Raw genomic sequence first — 16,643 nt, 5'->3', positions numbered from 1 at the left:
GGCGGAATCAGCCCGCGAGCGGGTCCAGGTGCAGCGGCCGCACCTTGCCCTCCAGCATCGCGCCGAGACCCCGTACCGCACAGGTGTCGGGCCGGTCAGCGGTGTTGGCGGGCATGCCGGTCGCCCGGCTGAGCATGGTGTCGAGTCCCGGCAGCAGCGCGCTGCCCCCGGCCAGCATGATGCCGCGGTCGGACAGGTCGGCGACCAGGTCCGGCGGGCAGCGGCGGAGCACCGAGCGGATGCCGTCGAGCACCCCGGTCAGCGGGGTGCCGATGGCCCGCCGTACGCCCGCGGTGTCCACGATCACCGACCGGGCGAGGCCCGTGGTGACGTCTCTGCCGTGCACCTCGGCGCGGCCCGTATTCTCGTCTGCCGCGTCCAGCACCAGGTGCAGCGGGCGCACCGCGGGGCTCGGCAGCATCAACTCGTGCTCGTTGCGGAGGTGTTCGACCACGGCGTGGTCGATGGAGTTGCCGCCGACCGGGATGGTATCCGCTGCGACGATCGAGCCCAGCGAGAGCACTGCCACCTGCGTGGTCGCCGCGCCGCACACCACGATCATCGTCGCCTCGGGCTGCTCGACGGGCAGTCCGCAGCCCACCGCCGCGCAGATGAGCGTGTCGGCCAGCTCCACCCGCCGGGCGCCCAGCGCGGTGAGCGTCTCCACCGCCGCCCGTTGCGTCAGCGGCTCGCTGTCGTGCGGGGTGCAGGCCGCGATACGCAGCGTGGGCTTGCGGCGCCACGCCTTGCGGAGCTTGTTGCCGATGAGCTGACGCAGCATCCGCTGTGCCATGTCGATGTCGACGACCGTGCCGCCGGAGACCGGGCGGACCACCCGGATGTGTTCGGGGGTGCGGCCCGTCATCTTCTCGGCCAGTTCGCCGACCGCGAGCAGCGCCCCGGTGCGCGTGTTCACGGCGGCCACGCTGGGCTCGTCGACGACCAGTCCGGTGTCCTTGAGATACACCCTGGTACGGCAGGCACCGAGATCCACGGCGACCGAGCAACGGCGCAACTGGTCAAGGCTTACGGGCACGTGAGTCCTCCCCTGAGGGACGTAGCGAAGGGCGGGGTGGCTGGCCGCCCTTTATCCAGCTTGCCCGCTTTCCTCTTTATATGCCCGACTTGTTGCGCCGCTCGGGCGATGAACACCCCGAACGGACGTATTCCCGCCGCCGGATCGCGCTCCGGGCCTCAGGAGCCCTGACCCTCGGTGTCCTCGATCCGGAAGCCGACCTTCAGCCCCACCTGGAAGTGCTCGATCTCCTGGTCCGCGATGTTGCCGCGGATCTGCGTCACCTCGAACCAGTCGAGATACCGCAGGGTCTGGGCGGCGCGCTTGAGCCCGTTGCGGATCGCGGCGTCGACACCCTCGTGCGACGACCCGACGATTTCGGTGACCCGGTAGGTGTGAGCGGTCATGGCGGTCTCCCTGCTGACGGGGGTCGGTCCTGACGGGGGTCGTTCCCCCCTTCTCCGTCCACCGTGCCCCAGCCATTAAGCCACCGCACATCCGCCCAACCCGAAACGGTCACGTCCAAGCCAGCCGGCACGGTCATGAAGGACGCATGACCACTTCACCACCACTTGCACCCGCGCCCCGTACCGCCGAGACCAGCCCCCGGTACTCCGTATCGCTCGCCCGCGACGAGCAGGACGTGCGCGCCGCCCAGCGCCTGCGCCACGAAGTCTTCGCCGGTGAGATGGGCGCACTGCTGGCCGGCTCGGAGCCCGGCCTGGACGTCGACTCCTTCGACGCCTACTGCGACCACCTGCTCGTACGCGAGGACAACACGGGCGCTGTCGTCGGCACGTACCGGCTGCTGCCGCCGGGCCGCGCGGCCGTGGCCGGACGGCTCTACTCCGAGACCGAGTTCGACATCGCCAACTTGGCCGGGATCCGCGACGACCTCGTGGAGGTCGGGCGCTCCTGTGTGCACCCGGACCACCGCGACGGCGCCGTCATCTCGCTGATGTGGGCCGGCATCGCCCGGTACCTCACCCAGGCCGGGCACAACTGGCTCGCCGGCTGCTGCTCGGTCTCGCTCGCCGACGGCGGGGCACTGGCCGCCGGGGTCTGGGACACCGTCTCGGCCAAGCACCTCTCGCCCGAGGAGTACCGCGTCACCCCGCACCTGCCGTGGTACCCCACCGGGGTCGCCCGCTCCGCCCGTACCCCGCTCCCGCCGCTGCTCCGCGGCTATCTGCGGCTGGGCGCCTGGGTGTGCGGCGAGCCCGCGCACGACCCCGACTTCGGGGTGGCCGACCTGTACGTGCTGCTCTCGCTGCGCCGCACCGACCCGCGCTACCTGCGGCACTTCCTGTCCCTGGTCCCCGCCCCATGAGCAGCTCTGTCAGCAGTCCCGCCGGCGGTCCGGTCAGCGGGCATGCGGCTTCCGGGCCGGTGGGCGTGGCCGTGAGCGCCTGGCTGCCCAGCGCGCCGTGCACGCCCGAGGACTGCCTGGCAGAGCCCGCGCCATCCGTGGCCGGGCCGCACCGCGCGGTCCGGTGTCTCGCGGCGCTCGGCGTGCTGTTCTGCGGGATCGTGCTGTCACCCCTGGCCCGGCGGTGCTCCCCGGCCCGCCGGGACCGGCTCGCGGCACGCTGGTGCCGGGCCGTGGTCCAGGCCTTCGGTGTACGGGTACGAGTCACGGGCGGCGAGGGGGCACGGGTCCTCCCGGGCGGTGTTCTCGTCGTGGCCAACCACGTCTCCTGGCTGGACGTGCCGCTGATCGCCTCCGTCAGGCCCGGGCGGAATCTCGCCAAGAGCGAGGTCGCCGCGTATCCGGTCCTCGGCCCGCTGGCCGCCAAGGGCGCCACGATCTTCCTCGAACGCGACCGGCTCAGGGCCCTGCCGGGAACCGTCGCGGAGATGGCCGCGGCGCTGCGCGCGGGCTCGACCGTCGTGGCCTTCCCCGAGGGAAGCACCTGGTGCGGCCAGGAGCACGGCCACTTCAGGAACGCCGTCTTCCAGGCCGCTCTCGACGCCGGTGCGCCCGTCCAGCCGGTCCGGATCCGCTACCGCCTGGAAGGGCCGTGGGGGCAGCGTTCCGCCGCCGTGGCGGCCTTCGTGGGTGAGGACACGCTGCTCGCCTCGCTGCGCCGGGTCGTGGCCGCACGCGGACTCGTCGCCGAGGTGACCGTCCTGCCGCCCATCGCGCCGGGGTCGCACGCCGACCGGGCCACGCTGGCCCGCGCCGCCCGCGCGGCGGTGGGCGGTGCCGAACGGGCGGGAACCGGCGAACCTGCGGGCATCGGCGGCCGGGCAGGAATCAGGGTTCCGTGGGAGGCGTTGCACGGGGTAAGGCCCGGTGGCGGACGGCTGCCGGGGCCCCGCCCGAGTGAAGGAGCACCCCGTGCCCAGCGCGAAGCACACCGTTGAAGCGGTTCCCGGCTCGCAGCACGTCAGGGTGGAGATCGGCGGCCAGGTCGTCGCCGAGTCCCGCCGCCCCGTGCTGGTCCACGAGACCGGGCTGCCGGTCCGCTACTACCTTCCGCCGGAGGATGTGGCTCTGCACCTCCTGGAGCCGACCGGGACGCACACCCACTGCCCGTACAAGGGCGATGCCTCGTACTGGTCGTACCGGGAGGGCGACGGCCGGGTCAGGGCAGACGTGGTGTGGGCCTACCCTGACCCGCTGCCGGAGGTCGCCCTCATCAAGGATCATCTGTCCTTCTACGACACCAAGGCCGAGATCATCGTCGATGGGAGCCCGCTGCGTCAGGCGGCCGCGGGCGCGGACCGGAGATGAGCTGACGGCCCGTCAGTACGGGTGCCTGTCCTTCTTGTGCTCCCACGCCTCGTAGGCCCGGCCTCCCAGCTCGGGGTGCATCTGCTCGACAGTGATGCTGCGCTCGCTCGGGGGCTTCTGGAAGTCCTCGTACTGGAAGGCGTCGCTGAAGCCGATGTTCTCGGTCGCGTCCCAGTCGCAGCTGTAGTACACGGCGTCCATCCGCGACCAGTAGATCGCGCTCATGCACATCGGGCAGGGCGCGCCACTGGTGTAGATCGAGCACCCCTGCAGCATGCGGGCGCGCTCGGGGACGACGTCGGGGGAGCCCTCGGGCCGAGGTATCAACTTCAGGGTGTATTCGTTCTGATGCTCCTCGGACACGGTGGGTGCCTCGGGGTTGAGGAGCTGAACGGCCTTGCGGATGGCTTCCACTTCGCCGTGCGCGGTCGGATCGGCGGTGAGCAGCACGCGATTCTGGCCGCGGGCGATGATGTCGCCGTCGTGCGTGATGACCGAGCCGAACGGCCCGCCCCAGCCCTTCTCCACGGACTCGGTGGCCAGCCGTGCTGCCTCTGCCAGGAATTCCTTGTGTCCCATCTCCGTGTCTCCCGTCTGCGCGAGCTGCTGGGGAATTGACCTTTATGCACCAATTTGCACCATAAATGCCTCCGGCGCTAGGCTGGTCGTGTGAACCGGACTGCAAGCCGCAATGCCCGCGGGGACACCGCAACGGTGGTGACCTCGCAGAAGGTTCGTCCTGGCTTCGATGACGAGTACCAGAGCTGGCAGGAGAAGACGAACCGCGTCGTGCAGCGTTTCGACGGTTTCGAGGGCACCGAGCTGTATCCCCCCGGTGTCGGGGACGAGAACGAGTGGGTCGTCGTCTTCCGCTTCTCGCATCTGGACCAGCTGACCGCCTGGCTGGACTCCACTGCGCGCCGCGAACTCCTCGACGAGGAACGCCCGTTGCTCGAGGAGGAACCGACGCAGGAGGTTCTCGCCGGTGCGGCCCCGGCTGAGGAAGCCGCCGTCACAGCGGTGATCTCTCATGAGGTGCTGCCCGAGCGGCAGGAGGACTTCGAGCGGTGGCAGGAGAAAGTCCTGGAGGCTCAGCGGGAGTTCCCCGGCTTCATGGGGTCCGAGATGTTCCGGCCCGTCCAGGGGGTCCAGGACAACTGGGTCGTCGCGTTCCGCTTCGATACCCGGGAGCATCTCGACGCGTGGCTCCGGTCGGGCAGGCGGGAAAAGCTCCTGGAAGAGGGCCGCAACTACTTCGCCTCCTTCGACGTGCGCAAGGTCGGCTCGGCGTTCAGCGGATGGTTCCGCTTCGAGGAAGGGACCAAGGAAGGCATTCCGCCCAACTGGAAGCAGGCCATGACCGTTGTGCTGGCCCTCTATCCCACGGTCATGGTCCTGAATCTGACGGTCGGATTTGAGCTCGGCAAGTTCGGGGTACCTGATTTTTTCGGACTCTTCATCAGCAACGTCTGCAGCGTCGCCATCCTGACCTGGCTCTTGATGCCGGTGGTGACCCGGGCGTTCGACCGATGGCTGGCGCCGAGCGGGCCGCGAAGTCTCCGCTTCCACATGGCGGGTGTCGCCGTCGTGTTGCTTTGCTATGGGCTTCTCCTCGTCTTGTTCGGCCTGACCACCCATGATTAGTGGCCGTGATGAGTGGCCGGGCTGTGGCCGGGCTGATCAGAAGTGGATCAGCGGCTTGATGATCCCGTCCTCTCTCAACGCCATCATCCGGAACGCACGCTCGATCTCCTGGAAGGAGAACTCGTGGGTGGTCATCGGGGTGGGGTCGACCCGGCCGTATTCCATGAGGCGGAAGATCCGGCGAAGTCGCTCGCGGCCGCCGCGATTCAGCCCGCCGTAGATCTGCTTGTCGGCCATGCCGTGGCCGAAGGGCTCCAACGGGACTTGGAGCGGCTCGGGAACCTCCCCGTGGTAGCCGACGTTGGAGATACGTCCGCCCGGCTTGGTGGCCCGGAAGGGCGCCTCCCACGTCCGGGGAGAACCGAGCGCCTCGATGGCGGCGTCCACGCCCTGGCCGTCGGTCAGCTCCAGGATCGCTTCGACCGGGGCGTCGTTGGGTCCGGGCTCGGGAATCGGCTTGGACACGATGCCGACCTCTCCGACCCTCCTGAGGACGAAGGCTTTCATCGGTCTCCCGTTCCTCCGGATTTCAGATTCACCCCCCACCGCCCTCCTCCGCAAACCCTGAGGCGGAGCACAGCGACGGCGAGGAGGCAGTCATGAGCGGACACACGCGGGCCCCCGGCATCGAAGGCGTGGTCCTGTGGCGGGGCGATGCCGCCTACGACCGTGCCTGGGCGGGTGTGCTGTGGAACGAGGTCAGACCCGAGCGGTACCCGGATGTGATCGTCAGGGCCGCCTCCGAGCGAGACGTTCCGGCAGCCGTCGGGCTGGCCCGCTCCCACGGGCTGCGCGTCGCCGTACGGGCGGGCGGGCACAGCTGGTGCGGCTCACCGCTCCGGGACGGAGGGATGCTGCTCGATCTCTCAGCACTTCGCGGCTGGGACATCGACAGCGCTTCCGCGACCGCGACCGTGCAGCCCGGTGTCATCGGCAGCGAACTCGCCCTCGAACTCGGGCGCCGTGACCTCGCCTTCCCCGCGGGACACTGCCCCTCCGTCGCCCTGGGCGGCTATCTCCTCAGCGGCGGCCTCGGATGGAACTCCGGCCTCTGGGGACCGGCGTGCGCGAGCGTGCGGGGGATCGAGGCCGTGACGGCGGACGGGGAGGCGGTCCGGTGCGATGCGGAGGAGAACCCGGACCTGTTCTGGGCCGCGCGCGGCGCCGGACCCGGATTCTTCGCCGTGGTCACCGCCTTCCGCCTCCGTCTGTACCCGCGCCCCTCCTCGGTCATGACGACGTCGTACGTCCTCCCGCTGACGTACGCCGAACAGGCGGCCCGCTGGGCCGCCGAGGCGGCACACCGGCTGCCTCCCAACGTCGAGCTGTCCTTCGTCCTGGGCACGGCCGACCCCTCCCTGACGGCTGAGGTGCCGAGGCCCAAGGTGGTCATCGTCGCGGCAACCGCCTTCGCGGGCACGGAACAGGAGGCGGTCCTGGCACTCGAGCCGCTCCGGGACTGCCCGTTCGCCGGAAGTGCCCTGGCTCGGCAGACCGCCGAGCCGTCCCCGCTCGACGCCCTCTACAGCAACGCCGGTACGGTCTTCCTGGCAGGACACCGCTACGCGGCCGACACCCTCTGGTCGGACGCCGACTACGGGACGCTGCTGACGAGGCTCGGCAGCATGATGACGGCTGCCCCGTCCGACAAGTCCCTCGTCCTGGCTCCCGTCGCGCCGGTGGGACGGGACGAGGACCTCACGGCGGACATGGCCTTCTCCGCGCTCGGCGAGAGCTACGTCGTCCCCTACGCGATCTGGGACGAACCGGCAGGGGACGACGCCAACTTCCGCTGGCTCCGTGACGCGATGCGCGCGGTGGAGCCCTTCGGGACCGGGCACTACATCGCCGAGGCGGACCTCACAGCCGACGCCTCCCGCGCCCAGCGGTCGTACGTGCCCGAGGACTGGGAACGGCTGCGCAAAGTCAGAGCGGAGTACGACCCGGAGGGCGTCTTCCACTCCTACCTGACACCCTGAGGGGCCGGCAGCTCAGGGCCGCTCGACCAGCTCAGGGCCGCTCGACCTCGGCGGGGAACGCCAGCGACAGGGCGAACCGGCCGTCGCCGTCCGTCCACCAGTGGCGCAGGGCGAGCCCCGCGGCCGCCAGTTCGGAACGTACGCTCTCCTCGCGGAACTTGGCGGAGATCTCGGTCCGCAGCTCCTCGCCCTCCGCGAAGGTGACCGCCAGGTCCAGCGCCGGGATCTTGGCGGTCAGCGCGCTGCGGGCGCGCAGCCGCATCTCGATCCACTCCTGCTCGGGGTCCCAGACCGCCACGTGATCGAAGTCGTCGGGGTCGAAGTCGGCACCCAGCTCGCGGTCCAGGACGGCCAGCACGTTCTTGTTGAAGGCCGCGGTGACTCCGGCCGAGTCGTCGTACGCGGCCACCAGCGTGCCCTCGTCCTTGACCAGGTCGGTGCCCAGGAGCAGTGCGTCGCCCGGCGACAGCAGAGCGCTGACGGAGCCGAGGAATTCGGCGCGCTCGGCGGGCAGCAGGTTGCCGATGGTCCCGCCGAGAAAGGCGACGAGGCGCGGCCCCGGCGTATCGGGCAGGGCCAGCCCCTTCTGGAAGTCCGCCACCAGGGCGTGCACGGACAGCTCCTGGCGGTCGGCGAGCAGGGCCTCGCCGGCCAGGGTGAGCGCGGACTCGCTGACGTCCACGGGCACGTAGGCCCGGAGGCCGGTGAGCGCGTCGAGGAGGTGCCGGGTCTTCTCCGAGGACCCGGAGCCGAGTTCGACGAGCGTACGGGCGCGGGTGGCGGCGGCGATGTCGGGGGCGCGCTCGATGAGGATCTCCCGCTCGGCTCGCGTCGGGTAGTACTCCGGCAGCCTGGTGATCTCCTCGAAGAGCTCGCTGCCGCGCGCGTCGTAGAACCACTTGGGCGGCAGTTGTTTGGGGTCGTTGCTGAGCCCGTTCAGGACGTCGGACCGCAGGGCGGCGGCCGTGGCGTCCTCGGGCAGGGTGCGGGTGACGCTGAAGGGGCTCACGTGCAGGGCTCCTTGAGAGGGGTCAGGAGTACGTCGGTGCGGGTGGCGGTGAGAAGGGTGCGGTCGGGGACTTCGGTCCAGCGGGTGTCGTCGTCGTACGGCTCGGACGCGACGGCGACGGCGCGGCGCTCGCGGTCCGCGAGATACCACAGCGTGTCGCCCCAGGCCGTGGCAGCGACCGATCTCCCGTCGGTGAGCAGGAGGTTGAGGCGTGACCCCGGGGCGGCCCCGGCGAGTGCGGTGACGGCGTCCGCCAGGGCCTGGCCCGGGTCGTCACCGGTGCGCAGCCGGTGCCGGACCAGGGCCCAGACGAGCGCGGAGTCGGTGCGGGCTTCGAGGGTCAGCAGGTCGGCGGGCGGGAGCGTCGCGGTGAGCGGGGCCACCGAGTCGGGCCAGCCCTGGAGAGCGCCGTTGTGGCTGAACAGCCAGGGGCCGGAGGCGAACGGCGCGGCCGCGGCCTCCCCGTCGGGACCGGCCTCGGTGGCGTCGCGCACGGCGGCGAGCAGGGCGGTGGTCCGTACGACCCGGGCGAGGTCGGTGAAGGAGGTGTCGGCCCAGATGGGGCCGAGGCGGCGGTAGCGGGCGGGGACGGGGTCGGCATCGGCGTACCAGCCGATGCCGAAGCCGTCGGCGTTGACGGTGCCGTGGCGTTGGCGGCGGGGGGCCCACGACTGGCGATAGAGCCCGTGCTCGGGCTCGACCACGAGTTCCCCGATGGCCGCCTCGGGCCCGAGATAGGCGATGTGCCGGCACATCAGCTGCACCACCTTCCGGTTTGTGGGCATTCGTTCCGCTGGGCGGAACGGGTGGGCACAAACCGGCCACCGGGCCGCACTGGACCGCGATACGCGCGCCCGCACCTTGCCTTCCGGACGACCACGACGGCGAACTCTGCCGTCGCCCGTGGGCGGCCACCCGGGGTGCCCCTGCCGGAGCGTCGCCGGGTGCGGCCCGGTGGGTGGGTTGTGCCCACCCGTTCCGCCCAGCGGAACGCATGCCCACAACGGTTCATGCGACATCACGCGCCGTGCGGAAGCCGGAGAAGATCTGGCGCCGTATGGGCAGATCCCAGTTGCGGAAGGTGCCGCGGCAGGCGACCGGGTCGACGGCGAAGCTCCCGCCCCGCAGCACCTTGTGCGCGCTGCCGAAGAAGACTTGCGAGTACTCCCGGTACGGAAAGGCCGCGAAGCCCGGGTAGGGCAGGAAGTCACTCGACGTCCACTCCCACACATCACCCATCAGCTGCCGCACACCCAGCGGCGACGCGCCCTCCGGATAGCTGCCGACCGGAGCGGGCTGCAGGTGGCGCTGCCCCAGGTTGGCGTGCTCGGGGGCGGGGTCGGCGTCGCCCCACGGGTAGCGCCGGGAGCGGCCGGTGGCCGGGTCGTGGCGGGCCGCCTTCTCCCACTCGGTCTCCGTGGGCAGCCGGCGCCCGGCCCAGCGGGCGTACGCGTCGGCCTCGTACCAGCTGATGTGCAGCACGGGCTCCGCCTCCGGCACGGGCTCCGTCACCCCGAACCGGCGGCGCAGCCACGGCCCGCCGCCGTCGCGGTGCCAGAACAGCGGGGCGGCGAGGCCGTGTTCACGGATGTGCGCCCAGCCTTCCGCCGCCCACCAGCGCGGGTCGTCGTATCCGCCGTCCTCGATGAAGCGCGCGTAGGCGCCGTTGCTGACCGGGACGGTGTCGATGAAGAAGGCGGGCACGTCACGGGTGTGGGCGGGGCGCTCGTTGTCCAGCGCCCACGGCTCCGTCGAGGTACCCATCGTGAACGGGCCGCCCGGTACGAGGACTTCGGCCGCGAGCGCGGCAGCGCCCGCAGGCGCCGGGGGCGGCGGGGGAGCGCTCAGCGCCGCGGGCCCGCGGCGCAGCTGGTGGGTGATGAGCATCGTCTCGTCGTGCTGCTGCTCGTGCTGGGCGATCATCCCGAAGGCGAAGCCCGCGTCGATCAGCGGGCCGCCGCCGTTCAGCGGAGTGCGCTCGAGGACGTCCAGCACCCGGCTGCGTACGTCCGCGACATAGTTGCGGGCCTCGGCGGGCGGCAGCAGGGGGAGGGAGGGGCGCTCGGCGCGCGGGTGCTCGAAGGCGTCGTAGACCTTGTCGATGTCGGGCCGCAGCGCCTCGGCGCCGCCGACGGCCCGCAGCAGCCACAGCTCCTCCTGGTTGCCGATGTGCGCGAGGTCCCAGACCAGGGGCGACATCAGGGGCGAGTGCTGGGCGGTGAGGTCGGGCTCCTCGACACAGGTGGTGAGGACTGCGGTGCGTTCCCGGGCGGCGAGCAGGGCGTCCGCGGCGCGCTGCCGAAGCGCTTCGGCACCCTCGCTGGGCACGGGACCTGTGGCGGTCATGAGGGGTCTTCCTTCCCTGATCGGGGTTCGAGCAGATCGTCGGCGGGACATCGTCCGCGCAGGACGTAGCGGTCGGTGAACTCGGCGACGGCGGCCTGGACGGAGGCGGAGGCTCCGAGCCGGGGCAGTGCCTCCTGGGCCGCGGTGAAGCCGGTGACGGCGGCGGCGTGCAGTTCGGGATCGGTGAGGGCGTCCCGGGCGGCGGCCCGCCACAGCGGGTTGCGGGGCGGGGGCCTGAAGCCGGCGGTCTCGGCGAGCGGTTTGACGGCCCGGTAGACGGCCTCGGATGCCTCCGGGTCGTCGAACAGGGCGGCGGTGACGGCCAGTGGGACGACCCAGCCGTCGTCCCCGGGCTGGGCGTCGATCATGCGCAGCTCCAGGTGGCCGCGCGGGCGGACGGGCGGGAAGAGGGTGGTGATGTGGTAGTCGAGGTCGTCGAGGGTGGGCGGGCGCGGGAGGCCGCTGCGTATCCAGTCCCGGAAGGTGAGGCCCGCGGGGACGGTCCAAGGTCCGTCCCCGCGGCGGATACACATCACCGGCGCCTCGAGGACGTACGCGGCCCAGTCCGCTCGTGGGCTGAAGCCGTCGGGCGGCGCCTGGGCCCGGCCCGGGTCGAGCTCGGCCCATACCGCTTGCCGGGTGGATCGCCAGCCGGTGAGACGCCCCTCCCGCAGCGGGGAGTTGGCGAAGGCGGCGACCAGGACGGCGCCGAGCAGATGGGCGAGCCGCCAGCGCCGCCCGTAGCCGAGCGGGCCCGGCTCCTCGTGACCGGCGTCCACGCACACCTGGACGGAGGCCGAGGAGCACATCATGGACCGGCCCGCAGGTCCGCGGCGGTCGAAGTACGCCTCCATGGCGGCGTACCGGGGCTGGTCGAGTACGCGGCGCGGAGGATGGGCCGGGTCGCAGCCGTGGCCCGCGAGAGCGAGGCCGTGGGTGCGGAGCGCGGCGCGTACGAGCTCGAGTTCGGCCGCGGCGCCCTCCACACAGGCGGTGAGGGAGTCGGCCGGAGGCGGGCTGAGCTCGAGCTGGCCGCCGGGCTCGAAGGTGAGCGGCGACCGGAGCTCAAGGGCTCGCAGGTCGCCGACGGCGGCGGAGTGCCGGTCGGGGTCGACGGGAAGGGAGGGATCGTGCAGATCCCGGACGAGGAACTCCAGTTCAACACCGACGTGGCTGGGCGGTCCCGTCTTGAAACAGATGCCGTGGATATGTGTCTGGGCCTCCGCCTGGGTCAACGCCTGGGCGCGTTGCGCCCGATGTTCGTGAAGCACGGCCGGAACCTCCCGTCGAAGGGACCTTGGCGCACTCTGCCGGTCGGGCCGAGTGCTCCGTACCACCTAAGCGATCGCGGGACGCGCCCTCAAGAGGGCCCCGGCCGCCGTTCGGAGCTCGTAAGCCTAACCGCCCGGCGTCCACGGATCCGGCGGATTTTACGCGGGGACGGTCAGCTCCGTGCCTTCTGGAAGCGTGCCCCGGGCCGCCGCCTCCCGCAAATGGACGAGCAGGACGCGCCGCAGCTCGCGGGCGGCGCGCGGCGGGGCCACGTCCGTGCGGTGGGCGAGCGCGATCGTGCGCTGCAGGCCCGGTGGCGCGAAAGGGGTGCTGCGCAGTCCGGGGCCGGCCGGTCCGGCGACCGTGCTCGGCAGCACGGCGAGGCCGAGCCCGGCCCGTACGAAGCCCAGTACGGCGTCCATCTCGCCGCCCTCCACGGTGAAGGACGGCTCGAAGCCGGCCGCCCGGCATGCGGCCACGGTCAGATCCCGCAGGTCGTAGCCGTGCCGGAACATCACCATCGGCTGGTCGCGCAGATCGGCCGTCCGCACGGGAGCGCCGCCGCCCGGGGGCGGGACCGCCGCGGAGGAGACCACGACCAGGTCCTCGCGCAGCAGCTCCGTCGTGGTCAGGGCGGGGGAGGGGCTGGGCAGCGGCAGCACCACCAGGGCCAGGTCGAGCCCGCCGCGGGCCAGGTCGCGTACGAGATCGTGCGAGCCGCTCTCCTCCAGCAGCAGCCGGATCCCCGGGTGCAGGTCGTGAAAGGCGCGCAGCATGTCGGGCAGGAGGCCGGTGCACAGGCTCGGGGTCGCGCCGAGGCGCACCCGGCCGCTCCGCAGCTGGACCAGCTCCTGCACTTCGTAGCGGGCGGTCTCGGCGTCGGCCAGGATTCTGCGGGCGAGCGGCAGCAGCGCCTCACCCGCGTCGGTGAGCGCGATATTGCCCCGGGCGCGGCTGAACAGCTCCGCTCCCAGCTCCCGCTCCAGCGCCCTGATCTGCTGTGACAGCGATGGCTGGGCGACGTGCACCCGCTCGGCGGCGCGGGTGAAGTGCCGGGTCTCGGCCACGGTGACGAAGTAGAGAAGCTGCTGGAACTGCACGCGGCCGAGCATAGGCGAGCGGATAGGCAATCCCTATCGAATCGAGCCGGACCATGTCTTGGACCTGTCGACCGGGAGGCGCCTACCTTCGGGAGCCATGGCACTCGCGACCCGGACGGCCCGGCCGTCCATCCTCCGCCTGCTGTGGCAGTCGACCGTCGGGAAGAAGGCGGTCATGGCCACCACGGGCGTGGTCATGCTGCTCTACCTGGTCGTCCACATGCTCGGCAACCTCAAGATCTTCTTCGGGGCCGAGGAGTTCAACGGCTACGCGGCCTGGCTGCGCACCATCGGCGCGCCCGCCCTCCACCAGAGCTGGTTCCTCTGGATCGTCAGGTCCGTACTCGCGGCGTCCGTCGTGCTGCACGGTGTGGCCGCGTACCAGCTCAGCCGCCGCGACATCGCCGCCCGCCCGAGGAGCTACGCGCACAAGCGGCGGCGTGCGAGCTACGCGACCCGGACCATGCGCTGGGGCGGCGTCATCCTCGGCCTGTTCGTCGTCTGGCACATCCTCGACCTGACGACCCTGACCGTGAACCCGCGGGCCGAGGCCCACCACCCGTACGAGAACCTCGTCGCGTCCTTCTCGACCTGGTACGGCGGCGGGATCTACATCGTGGCGATGCTCGCGCTGTGCCTGCACATCCACCACGGCTTCTGGAGCGCCGCGCAGACCCTCGGCGCGAACAGCGCGCGCCGCGACCGCGTCCTGAAGGCGGCGGCCGCCGCGCTGGCCCTGATCCTGACCATCGGTTTCCTGAGCGTGCCGGTCGCGGTGATGACCGGGTTGGTGAGCTGACATGACGTCATACGCCTCGTACACCACCGGCGATCCGATCGCCGACACCAAGGCCCCGGGCGGACCCATCGAACAGCGCTGGGACCAGCGCCGGTTCGAAGCGAGGCTGGTCAATCCGGCCAACCGCCGCAAGTACACCATCATCGTCGTCGGAACCGGCCTGGCGGGCGGCGCCGCCGGTGCCACGCTCGCCGAACAGGGCTACCGCGTCGTGCAGTTCTGCTACCAGGACTCGCCGCGCCGCGCCCACTCCATCGCCGCGCAGGGCGGCATCAACGCCGCCAAGAACTACCGCAACGACGGCGACTCGATCCGGCGGCTCTTCTACGACACCGTCAAGGGCGGTGACTTCCGCGCCCGCGAGTCCAATGTGCACCGCCTCGCCCAGGTCTCGGTGGAGATCATCGACCAGTGCGTGGCCCAGGGCGTGCCCTTCGCCCGCGAGTACGGCGGCCTGCTCGACACCCGCTCCTTCGGCGGCGTCCAGGTCTCCCGCACCTTCTACGCCCGGGGGCAGACCGGGCAGCAGCTGCTGCTCGGCGCGTACCAGGCACTGTCCCGGCAGATCGCCGCGGGCAACGTCGAGATGCACCCGCGCACCGAGATGCTCGACCTGATCGTCATCGACGGGCGGGCGCGCGGCATCGTCGCCCGCGACCTGATCACGGGCGAGGTCTCGACGTATGTCGCCGACGCCGTGGTGCTCGCCACCGGCGGTTACGGCAACGTCTTCCATCTGTCGACCAACGCCAAGAACTCCAACGCGACGGCGATCTGGCGGGCGCACCGGCGCGGCGCGTACTTCGCCAACCCCTGCTTCACCCAGATCCACCCCACCTGCATTCCGCGCTCCGGCGACCACCAGTCCAAGCTGACGCTGATGAGCGAGTCGCTGCGCAACGACGGCCGCATCTGGGTGCCGAAGGCCCGTGGCGACCGGCGCCCGCCGAACGAGATCCCCGAGGACGAGCGCGACTACTACCTGGAGCGCGTCTACCCGTCCTTCGGCAACCTCGTGCCCCGCGACATCGCCTCCCGTGCGGCGAAGAAGGTCTGCGACGAGGGGCGTGGCGTCGGGCCCGGGGGCCAGGGCGTCTACCTCGACTTCGCCGACGCCATCGCCCGTATGGGCAGGAAGGCGGTCGAGGAGAAGTACGGCAACCTCTTCGAGATGTACGAGCGGATCACCGCGGAGGACCCCTACCAGGTGCCGATGCGCATCTACCCCGCGATCCACTACACCATGGGCGGCCTGTGGGTCGACTACGACCTGCAGACCACCATCCCCGGCCTGTTCGCGATCGGGGAGGCCAACTTCTCCGACCACGGCGCCAACCGGCTGGGTGCCAGCGCGCTCATGCAGGGCCTGGTCGACGGCTACTTCGTGCTGCCGCCGGTGCTGGGCGACTATCTGGCGCGGCACGCGACGCACGAGCCAGTGCCGCGGGACCACCCGGCCTTCGCCGAGGCGGTCGCCGAGACCGAGGACCGGCTTCGTCTCCTGCTGTCGGTGAACGGCGACCGTACGCCCGAGTCGTTCCACCGCGAGCTCGGCGAACTGCTCTGGGACGAATGCGGCATGGCCCGTACGGAGACGGGCCTGCGGAAGGCACTCGACCGCATCCCCGCGCTGCGCGAGGAGTTCTGGCGCCGCGTCAGGGTGCCCGGCACCGGTGAGCAGCTCAACCAGTCGCTGGAGAAGGCGAACCGGGTCGCCGACTACCTGGAGCTGGCCGAGCTGATGTGCCTCGACGCCCTGCACCGCACCGAGTCCTGCGGCGGGCACTTCCGCGAGGAGAGCCGGACCGCGGGCGGCGAGGCAGCGCGCGAGGACGAGGCGTTCTCGTACGCCGCGGCCTGGGAGTTCACCGGCACGGGCGCGGCCCCCGTGCTGCACAAGGAAGACCTGGTCTTCGAGTACGTCCACCCCACCCAGCGGAGCTACGCATGAGGCTCACCCTGCGCATCTGGCGCCAGTCCGGCCCGGACGAGGCGGGTGCCATGACCCCGTACGAGGTCGAGGGCATCTCTCCGGACATGTCCTTCCTGGAGATGCTCGACACGCTGAACGAGGAGCTGATCCTGCGCGGCGAGGAGCCCGTGGCCTTCGACCACGACTGCCGCGAGGGCATCTGCGGCGCCTGCGGCATGGTCATCAACGGCCGTGCCCACGGGCCCGAGCGCACCACCACCTGCCAGCTGCACATGCGGCACTTCGCCGACGGCGACACGATCGACATCGAGCCGTGGCGGGCGGCCGCGTTCCCTGTCGTGAAGGACCTCGTCGTCGACCGGTCCGCCTTCGACCGGGTCATCGGCTCCGGCGGCTACATCACCGCGCCGACGGGCAGCGCGCCCGAGGCCCACGCCACGGCGGTACCGAAGGACGACGCGGACACGGCCTTCGAGCACGCCGAGTGCATCGGGTGCGGGGCGTGCGTCGCGGCCTGCCCCAACGGCTCGGCGATGCTGTTCACCTCGGCGAAGGTGGTGCATCTGAACTCCCTGCCGCAGGGCGGACCCGAGCGGGAGAGCCGGGTGCTGGAGATGGTCGCGACGATGGACGCCGAGGGCTTCGGCGGCTGCACGAACACGGGCGAGTGCGCCACCGCGTGCCCGAAGGGCATCCCGCTGCCGAGCATCGCGGCCATGAACCGGGAATGGCTCCGCGCGGTCCGCACGTCCGGGCGCTGACCATCGCGCGTCCGCGGCGCGACGGCATCTCACCGCCAGGGGGCGAAC

General features: G+C 71.4%; 17 protein-coding genes. 8 read left to right on the top strand and 9 right to left on the bottom strand.

Annotation, left to right across the window (positions count from 1 at the left end):
• Positions 1-7: 7 nt before the first annotated feature.
• Positions 8-1,036: a rod shape-determining protein gene (locus ACTWQC_RS08330; protein ID WP_443314916.1), complete on the bottom strand. Its 1,029-nt coding sequence runs from the start codon at positions 1,034-1,036 to the stop codon at positions 8-10.
• A 158-nt stretch (positions 1,037-1,194) separates the two neighbouring features.
• The gene (locus tag ACTWQC_RS08325) at positions 1,195-1,422 is read right to left on the bottom strand and encodes a dodecin (RefSeq protein ID WP_443314915.1); all 228 of its coding nucleotides are present in this window, start codon (positions 1,420-1,422) and stop codon (positions 1,195-1,197) included.
• Positions 1,423-1,568: 146 nt separating this feature from the next.
• On the opposite strand from ACTWQC_RS08325, the gene ACTWQC_RS08320 reads away from it, so the two are divergent.
• The 3 genes from ACTWQC_RS08320 to ACTWQC_RS08310 all read left to right on the top strand — a co-directional run bounded on the left by ACTWQC_RS08320 (position 1,569) and on the right by ACTWQC_RS08310 (position 3,752).
• Positions 1,569-2,345, top strand: coding sequence for a GNAT family N-acetyltransferase (locus tag ACTWQC_RS08320; RefSeq protein WP_443314914.1), 777 nt, complete (start codon positions 1,569-1,571; stop codon positions 2,343-2,345).
• Between the two features lie 71 nt (positions 2,346-2,416).
• A complete protein-coding gene (locus ACTWQC_RS08315) occupies positions 2,417-3,382 on the top strand; it encodes a lysophospholipid acyltransferase family protein (RefSeq protein WP_443315093.1) in 966 nt (321 codons plus the stop codon).
• Positions 3,357-3,752 (top strand): DUF427 domain-containing protein, encoded by a 396-nt coding sequence (locus tag ACTWQC_RS08310; protein WP_443314913.1) that lies wholly within the window; start codon positions 3,357-3,359, stop codon positions 3,750-3,752. The genes ACTWQC_RS08315 and ACTWQC_RS08310 overlap by 26 nt, the downstream gene beginning before the upstream one ends.
• A 12-nt stretch (positions 3,753-3,764) precedes the next feature.
• Here ACTWQC_RS08310 and ACTWQC_RS08305 read toward each other — a convergent pair whose 3' ends face one another.
• Positions 3,765-4,331 (bottom strand): nucleoside deaminase, encoded by a 567-nt coding sequence (locus tag ACTWQC_RS08305; protein WP_443314912.1) that lies wholly within the window; start codon positions 4,329-4,331, stop codon positions 3,765-3,767.
• Between the two features lie 138 nt (positions 4,332-4,469).
• On the opposite strand from ACTWQC_RS08305, the gene ACTWQC_RS08300 reads away from it, so the two are divergent.
• Entirely contained in the window at positions 4,470-5,396 is a 927-nt protein-coding gene (locus ACTWQC_RS08300) for an antibiotic biosynthesis monooxygenase (RefSeq protein WP_443314911.1), read from the top strand.
• A gap of 36 nt (positions 5,397-5,432) precedes the next feature.
• Here the strand turns inward: ACTWQC_RS08300 and ACTWQC_RS08295 are convergent, their stop codons facing one another.
• On the bottom strand, positions 5,433-5,903 hold the full coding sequence (locus tag ACTWQC_RS08295) for a zinc-binding dehydrogenase (protein WP_443314910.1): 471 nt from the start codon (positions 5,901-5,903) through the stop codon (positions 5,433-5,435).
• 92 nt (positions 5,904-5,995) lie between these two features.
• On the opposite strand from ACTWQC_RS08295, the gene ACTWQC_RS08290 reads away from it, so the two are divergent.
• Positions 5,996-7,375, top strand: a complete 1,380-nt coding sequence (locus ACTWQC_RS08290; RefSeq protein ID WP_443314909.1) for an FAD-binding oxidoreductase — start codon at positions 5,996-5,998, stop codon at positions 7,373-7,375.
• Between the two features lie 31 nt (positions 7,376-7,406).
• Here the strand turns inward: ACTWQC_RS08290 and egtD are convergent, their stop codons facing one another.
• The 5 genes from egtD to ACTWQC_RS08265 all read right to left on the bottom strand — a co-directional run bounded on the left by egtD (position 7,407) and on the right by ACTWQC_RS08265 (position 13,102).
• Positions 7,407-8,384 carry an L-histidine N(alpha)-methyltransferase gene (gene egtD, locus ACTWQC_RS08285; RefSeq protein ID WP_443314908.1) on the bottom strand — a complete coding sequence of 326 codons (978 nt, stop codon included), beginning with the start codon at positions 8,382-8,384 and terminating at the stop codon, positions 7,407-7,409.
• A complete protein-coding gene (egtC, locus tag ACTWQC_RS08280) occupies positions 8,381-9,139 on the bottom strand; it encodes an ergothioneine biosynthesis protein EgtC (RefSeq protein ID WP_443315092.1) in 759 nt (252 codons plus the stop codon). The genes egtD and egtC overlap by 4 nt, the downstream gene beginning before the upstream one ends.
• A gap of 253 nt (positions 9,140-9,392) precedes the next feature.
• Positions 9,393-10,730: an ergothioneine biosynthesis protein EgtB gene (egtB, locus tag ACTWQC_RS08275; protein WP_443314907.1), complete on the bottom strand. Its 1,338-nt coding sequence runs from the start codon at positions 10,728-10,730 to the stop codon at positions 9,393-9,395.
• On the bottom strand, positions 10,727-12,001 hold the full coding sequence (gene egtA, locus ACTWQC_RS08270) for an ergothioneine biosynthesis glutamate--cysteine ligase EgtA (RefSeq protein ID WP_443314906.1): 1,275 nt from the start codon (positions 11,999-12,001) through the stop codon (positions 10,727-10,729). The genes egtB and egtA overlap by 4 nt, the downstream gene beginning before the upstream one ends.
• 159 nt (positions 12,002-12,160) lie before the next feature.
• A complete protein-coding gene (locus ACTWQC_RS08265) occupies positions 12,161-13,102 on the bottom strand; it encodes a LysR family transcriptional regulator (RefSeq protein WP_443314905.1) in 942 nt (313 codons plus the stop codon).
• 97 nt (positions 13,103-13,199) lie between these two features.
• Between ACTWQC_RS08265 and ACTWQC_RS08260 the strand changes: the two genes are divergently transcribed.
• Genes ACTWQC_RS08260 through ACTWQC_RS08250 form a run of 3 tightly spaced genes read left to right on the top strand, consistent with a single transcriptional unit; the run spans position 13,200 to position 16,595 of the window.
• Entirely contained in the window at positions 13,200-13,901 is a 702-nt protein-coding gene (locus ACTWQC_RS08260) for a succinate dehydrogenase cytochrome b subunit (protein WP_443314904.1), read from the top strand.
• 1 nt (position 13,902) lies between these two features.
• Positions 13,903-15,852 (top strand): fumarate reductase/succinate dehydrogenase flavoprotein subunit, encoded by a 1,950-nt coding sequence (locus ACTWQC_RS08255; RefSeq protein ID WP_443314903.1) that lies wholly within the window; start codon positions 13,903-13,905, stop codon positions 15,850-15,852.
• Complete coding sequence (locus tag ACTWQC_RS08250) at positions 15,849-16,595, top strand: succinate dehydrogenase/fumarate reductase iron-sulfur subunit (protein WP_443314902.1); 747 nt, start codon at positions 15,849-15,851, stop codon at positions 16,593-16,595. Before ACTWQC_RS08255 ends, ACTWQC_RS08250 begins: the two co-directional genes overlap by 4 nt.
• Positions 16,596-16,643: the final 48 nt, after the last annotated feature.

The organism is Streptomyces sp. 8N616 (genome assembly GCF_052246385.1).
Lineage (GTDB): Bacteria > Actinomycetota > Actinomycetes > Streptomycetales > Streptomycetaceae > Streptomyces.
Note: the sequence above shows the minus strand (reverse complement) of the source record. Positions and strands in the feature narration are given on the sequence as shown.